A 6,180-nucleotide genomic window follows, 5' to 3' on the forward strand; every position below is an offset into this window, starting at 1 on the left:
AGTAATAACAACCAATTAAAAAATTAAAGTAATAACAACCAATTAAAAAATTAAAACTTCAGGCCTATTATTTGCTTCGTATTGATGAAAATAAATCTATAGGGGCTAGGTATGTATGAAAGATGAAACGATTTCAGTCATTTTGGCTGGTGGCGTGGGTTCAAGGTTATCACCGCTGACTGATAATAGAGCAAAACCCGCAGTGCCGTTTGGTGGGAAGTATAGAATTATCGATTTTACCTTGGCTAACTGCTTACACTCAGGCTTACGCCGAATTTTGGTACTGACGCAATACAAATCCCATTCCTTACAAAAGCATTTACGAGATGGTTGGTCGGTATTCAACCCTGAATTAGGCGAATACATCACTGCTGTTCCTCCACAAATGCGTACAGGCGATAGTTGGTATCAAGGTACTGCGGATGCTATTTATCAAAACCTGTATCTACTTTCGCGTAGTGATGCTAAATATGTCGTGGTTTTATCAGGCGATCATATCTATCGCATGGACTATGAGCCAATGCTTGAACAGCATAAAGCATCGAAAGCCGACTTAACGGTTGCGTGTATGGAAGTTCCCAAAGAAGAAGCTAATGCATTTGGTGTTATGACGGTGAATGAGCAACAACAAGTGTTATCGTTTACTGAAAAGCCAGAGCACCCACAGCCGTTACCGTATAAACCAACTGCGTGTTTAGCCTCGATGGGGATTTATATTTTCTCGATGGCTGCATTAGAACAGCACCTTGAAGATGATGCCTTGAACCCATATTCGAGTCATGATTTTGGCAAAGATATTATCCCTAAACTGATTGATGGCCAAGGTGTGTATGCTTACCCGTTTGGTGGAGAAGAAGGCCGAGTGAGTCAAGATGCTTATTGGCGAGATGTCGGTACTATTGACTCTTTTTATCAGGCGAATATGGATTTACTTTCGGTTGAGCCGCCGTTAGACCTTTATCAACAAGACTGGCCTATACGAACGTATGAGCCACAGCTGCCACCCGCAAGAACAGTATCTTCAGCGGCGGGTAACGAAGGTATATTTATTAACTCAATTATTTCAAATGGGGTAGTGATTGCTGGTGGCTCTGCGCAAAATTCTGTGTTCTTCCCTAGAGTCACAGTGAACAATGCTGCTGTTGTTATTAATAGTATTATTTTTGAAGGCGTTACTATTGGCGAAGGGGCACACCTTGAAAACTGTATTGTTGATAAAAATGTAAATATTCCAGCGAATACAATCATAGGCGTAAATACGAAAGACGATGCCCAGCGTTTTAATATATCAAAGAAGGGGATTGTCGTTATTCCTTCTGATTATCAATTCTGAAAGTAGTCGATCGTGTTAATTACCTTTTTATTGATTAAAAAGGTAATTGTTTTCTGGGTGTAACCATTTGGTTTCAATTAATGGTTTCATATCTGCCTTGTGAATAGATATTAAAAATGGCGTATATGTCAACTTCGTAATGAACGTGTATTCGGCGTTTTATTGATGTTAATCATATGTTGAGTATATATTTTCGCTTTGATTTTCTTTACGTAAAAAGCAGATCAAGAGCATGTTTTGACGATTTTGACCGATTTCATGGGCCACATATCCGTATAGTGTGATTAGGTTATTTAATTAATAACTTGTTTGATGTAGTGAGCTATTTACAACAGTTGTTATGTTTCTTTTAAGGATGATTATGGAAACAACAGTTGAATTCTCTGAAGACGGTAGCGTTGTATTTGATTACACGACGTTCTTATCTGCATCTTGTAAACAAAAAGTGACTTTTGCCGATGCATTGAAAGCACTGGTTCCATCGTTCGAGATCTCATGGACTTCCTCGATGCCGAATGGAATGACAGAGTCAGAAAAGTTACAGATGCAGGCACTTAAAGTGCTATCGACGAATATTAGCGATGAAAATAATATCATTCGTTTATTACGTCTTGCTCGTTCTGAATATATTGATGAACTGGTAATTCAATTGCCTTATGCCCTTGAAGATAACCAGTTAGTACAAATAGAAAGTCGTGCAGTATGTAAAGTCATTATTCTCGATGAAAATGAGGAAATGTTAAGGATTCACATGCTTTAACTTTTTCCATTATGTAAAAAAGCCAGCGGATGCTGGCTTTTGCTTTATCTGGGGTTCGTTAAGGCACTTTATAACAGTAAACCTTGCCACATCATACCGGCTGCTATCGCTGCTGCTAGTGTTAATACACTGGCTGCAGTCAGTTCTTTCCCTACAAAAGGCTTCGTCTTTTTCTCTCGCTTCGCCTGAATATAGAAATATAACCCCGGTAGATACAGCAGTGCCGATAACAATAAGTAATCTAACCCTGAGGCGTACAGCAGCCACAGACCATATAGGCTCGCGCAAATGCCGACAAACAGTAAAGATCCTCGATCTTTTCGTTCGATGGCAAGTTTAAGCGTATAGGCGCCGACCAGAAAGTAGGGGACTAATATCATCTCTGATGCAATGATTAGCAATGTGTCATATGTGCTGCCCGCATACATAACAAAAATAAGCGATACTTGGATGCATACATTCGTTAGTAGTAAAGCTTTTACAGGGCTACCAGCGTCATTTTGACGGGCGTAACTTTTTGGGAACATATTATCTTTTGCCCCAAGAAAAGGTGCTTCTGACGCTAATACCGTCCAACTTAAAAAAGCACCGCATACTGAGATAAGTAAACCGCCACCAATAATAAACTTACCCCAAGGCCCTAAAATCTCTGTAAGCACTTTTGCCATTGAAGGGTTTTGATAGGTTGCTAGCTGTTCGGTACTTATAACACCCATAGACAGTAAGGTAACGAACACGTAAATAGTAAGTGCAGTTAGCAAGCCGAGAATCGTTGCTCGGCCGATGTCTTGACGATTCTTCGCTCTGCTCGATACAACAACAGCCCCTTCAATCCCAATAAAGACCCATACAGTAATTAGCATGGTGCTTTTAACTTGAGAGATTAAGTTGTGCTCTTCACCAAAATGGAGGCCCGTAAAGTCAAAAACAAAGGTATCCCATTTAAACGCAACCAATGCACAAATAATGAATAGAAAAAGAGGTACTAGCTTAGCGCATGTAGTGACGAGATTGATCATGGCTGCTGTTTGTACACCCCTTAAAACAAGTGCATGAACGAGCCAGAGTAAAATAGAGGAGCCGATAACCGATATCCAGGTATTACCAGCACCAAAAAGGATCATATCGGGTTGGTCGAATAGCATTCCGAGCGTACTAAAGACAATAACAAGGTATGAAACATTGGCAAGCATGGCACTAAGCCAGTACCCCCATGCTGAACAAAAACCAATAAAGTCACCAAACCCAGCTTGTGCGTAGCCGAAAACACCACTTTCGATCTCAGGCTTAAGACGAGATAAGTGCTGGAAGGAGAGGGCTAGGAATATCATTCCCACACCAGTAATAGCCCAGCCAATCATTACAGCTGCAGGGCTTGCGACTGCTGCCATATTTTGCGGCAAGCTAAAAACACCAGCCCCAATCATAGAACCTATAACTAACGCAGTTAACGATCCTAATCCCAATTTCTTTTCCATTGTAACATCCGGTTATAACGACTGAGCCGTTGTATTTTTTAGGTGTATTATGGTGGAAAAATACATATTTGCACGCGCAAAGTGGTGTTTACTGCTAACAATATAGCGAAATAAACTATTTATTGTACTGGATCAAAAAAGCCATCACCCTAAGAATGATAGCTCTCTGATTATAGAAGATATTAATCGCTAGGTTATTTAACTATTCCTAATCGGATTGGATTCGGAAAAATGGCTATGCCGTTCAAGGAAGGCACTGTTCTATCATCGGTTTTACTATTCAGTGTACCGTTACATTTGCTTTAGCGCTGCGATTGATAATGAACGCGTAGCTATTACCATCCTGCGCAGCTTGGCGAATTGAAGCGCTTTCAAAATCAGCCACGTAACCTGTAGAGATAACAGCACTACAATTTCCTGTTCGTAAGGCCTTTTCGACTAGCTGTTGATCTGAAATACCTTTTTTATTTGTCAGCACAAGCACCTTATTAAGATCGATACCCGCACTCTTAAGTAGGCTTTTGTCAACGAGGGCATCTTGGCCGATGAACATTATCCAACGGTTTTGCTGACTGGCTTGTTTAAGAATTCGAAGAAAATAAGCAAGTTGAGTATGCATATGATCAGAGAAGCAAACTTCAATGGGGCACTTTACAGACAGTGGTGTAATTTTACCGGACTCTTGAGCCGCAAATGTAGTCTTGTAAGCCTGTGAAGCCGAGATCGAGTGTTGTTGATCAAAGTAAGCAGTCATATTCCATCATCCTCAACAGTGTGTATTTGTACATGCTGTACGTCTATACAGTAGTTTTAATCAGACGCTGATGCAAGTACTTTTTGACAATTGAGTAAACAGTTTTAGCGTTGAAATTATTGTTTATTTCCTTTTTTTACTCTAAATTCATGATTTTATGTGCATTTATATTCTACTTATTTTGAGTAGAAGTGGGTTGTTTTATGATTTAGTTAAGTAAAAGGAAGAAGAACTCATGCGAGAAAGGTGTCAGGTAGGCTAAAAAGCACTGTATATACGTCACCTATACAGTACTTTTTATATGTCCAGAAGGGATAGGCTAACGTTAGATCGCAAATACATCATTTTATCGTTGTTAATTAAGTGGATAGATGCAATAAATTATTCATAGGCTAATAGCTGTTAATGAAAACGCTACCGGGATTTAATTATCTTCGGCGGTAGCGTCTTTATATTTTATCTAATGGGCTTTTAACCCCGCTAAAGTGTGTTCCTACAACATGAGTATAAATTTGCGTTGTTTTTATGTCGGTATGTCCGAGTAACTCTTGGATATTACGTAAATCAGTGCCAGCTTCGAGTAAACGAGTCGCAAATGAATGTCTAAATGTGTGGCAGTTAGCTTTTTTTAAAATGTTTGTCTTTTTTATCGCGTTTGCAACATGAAATTGCACAGTACGATCGATTAAATGATGACGCATTTTTTTGCCTGAACGAGGATCTGTACTCATATTTCGTGCGGCAAACACATACTGCCAACCAAGTGACCTCGCATGGTTTGGGTACTTTAATTGCAGTGCATAAGGCATATAAACTTCACCAAAGCCATTTTTAGTATCGAGCTGGTGTTGAATAGTTACTGCTGTAATTTGTTGCTCTAAGTCCGAAATAATATGAGGTGAAAGTAACGTCTTTCTATCCTTGTTTCCTTTCCCATTTCTGATAGTGACACTTTGTGCATTAAAGTCGATATCATTAATTCTTAGTCGGAGTACCTCATTGACCCTAAGCCCACTCCCATACATCAGCTGTGCAATTAACCTGTACGGGTAGGCAAGCAACGTAATGATATCCATTGCTTCTTTATGGGTGAATACTTCAGGCAACTTGGTAGAGCGTTTTGAACGTTTAAAATTTAGTGACTCGGTATCTTGTTTAAGTACTTCCCGGCAGAGAAAAACCAATGCATTCAGTGCTGTTTTTTGTGTGTTAGGTGAGACGTTTCTTTTTGTCACAAGGTGGTCTAAAAACTTTTTTATATCCTTTGCTGTGATTTGCTCTCGCTGCTGATAATGAGAAAAAATAATAAAGCGTTTTATCCAGCTTAGGTAACTTCTTTCTGTGGAGTAAGCCAACCCCCTTGTTCGCATTAGTGTGGTGACTTCCGTTAAGAAAGGGCTTTTTATATGGGAAATAGGTTTTGGGATGTCTTTCATTTCGATACTGTTTATATATACATATATGCTTGAATGTAGGAAAAGCCCACACTTTAATCAAATGCTAAACAAGTACATTCATGTATTTTTGCGCATAATCACTTAATTAAGAAAAACATATGWCTGTCAGTATGTTATGTATCCGAGAGGTTTGCGGGATATACGAAACTGTGACAGAGTATCGTGATGGTGTGAAATTTTTAGTGTAAGTGACTGATTGTTCCGAGTGGGATACACGAAATAGATACGTAAAATATAATGTTATATGCCAATTTTTCTTATGGTTTAGGTGTCATTGCCGCTGGTTGTTTTGTGGTTTCAATGTGGGTCGTAATGCAGTAAAAATCGTTCCGCGAAATGGTGCGGTTAAACTTAATCTCATGCCAATATTCATCGGTATAAATAGCTTTGTCTCTCTC

General features: G+C 39.3%; 5 protein-coding genes. 2 read left to right on the forward strand and 3 right to left on the reverse strand.

Translation table 11 applies throughout. The features are described from left to right. The first annotated feature begins 115 nt into the window (after positions 1–115). Both glgC and L4D09_RS28330 read left to right on the forward strand, forming a co-directional pair. Positions 116–1,333 carry a glucose-1-phosphate adenylyltransferase gene (gene glgC / locus L4D09_RS28325; protein ID WP_428460879.1) on the forward strand — a complete coding sequence of 406 codons (1,218 nt, stop codon included), beginning with the start codon at positions 116–118 and terminating at the stop codon, positions 1,331–1,333. Positions 1,334–1,694: 361 nt separating this feature from the next. Continuing rightward, a complete protein-coding gene (locus L4D09_RS28330) occupies positions 1,695–2,093 on the forward strand; it encodes a hypothetical protein (RefSeq protein ID WP_428460880.1) in 399 nt (132 codons plus the stop codon). Between the two features lie 68 nt (positions 2,094–2,161). Here the strand turns inward: L4D09_RS28330 and L4D09_RS28335 are convergent, their stop codons facing one another. From L4D09_RS28335 to L4D09_RS28345, 3 genes are all read right to left on the reverse strand, one after another. Next, the gene (locus L4D09_RS28335; RefSeq protein ID WP_428460881.1) at positions 2,162–3,571 is read right to left on the reverse strand and encodes a basic amino acid/polyamine antiporter; all 1,410 of its coding nucleotides are present in this window, start codon (positions 3,569–3,571) and stop codon (positions 2,162–2,164) included. A 280-nt stretch (positions 3,572–3,851) separates the two neighbouring features. Further along, a complete protein-coding gene (locus L4D09_RS28340) occupies positions 3,852–4,325 on the reverse strand; it encodes a cell division inhibitor SulA (protein WP_428460882.1) in 474 nt (157 codons plus the stop codon). Positions 4,326–4,774: 449 nt separating this feature from the next. Further along, complete coding sequence (locus L4D09_RS28345) at positions 4,775–5,761, reverse strand: integron integrase (protein ID WP_428460883.1); 987 nt, start codon at positions 5,759–5,761, stop codon at positions 4,775–4,777. Between the last annotated feature and the right edge of the window lie 419 nt (positions 5,762–6,180).

The organism is Photobacterium makurazakiensis, assembly GCF_050336715.1.
Lineage (GTDB): Bacteria > Pseudomonadota > Gammaproteobacteria > Enterobacterales > Vibrionaceae > Photobacterium > Photobacterium makurazakiensis.

Bases quoted from the DNA above. Each gene is read 5' to 3' on its own strand.
- glgC (WP_428460879.1), top strand. From the start codon at position 116: ATGAAAGATGAAACGATTTCAGTCATTTTGGCTGGTGGCGTGGGTTCA.
- L4D09_RS28330 (WP_428460880.1), top strand. From the start codon at position 1,695: ATGGAAACAACAGTTGAATTCTCTGAAGACGGTAGCGTTGTATTTGAT.
- L4D09_RS28335 (WP_428460881.1), bottom strand. From the start codon at position 3,571: ATGGAAAAGAAATTGGGATTAGGATCGTTAACTGCGTTAGTTATAGGT.
- L4D09_RS28340 (WP_428460882.1), bottom strand. From the start codon at position 4,325: ATGACTGCTTACTTTGATCAACAACACTCGATCTCGGCTTCACAGGCT.
- L4D09_RS28345 (WP_428460883.1), bottom strand. From the start codon at position 5,761: ATGAAAGACATCCCAAAACCTATTTCCCATATAAAAAGCCCTTTCTTA.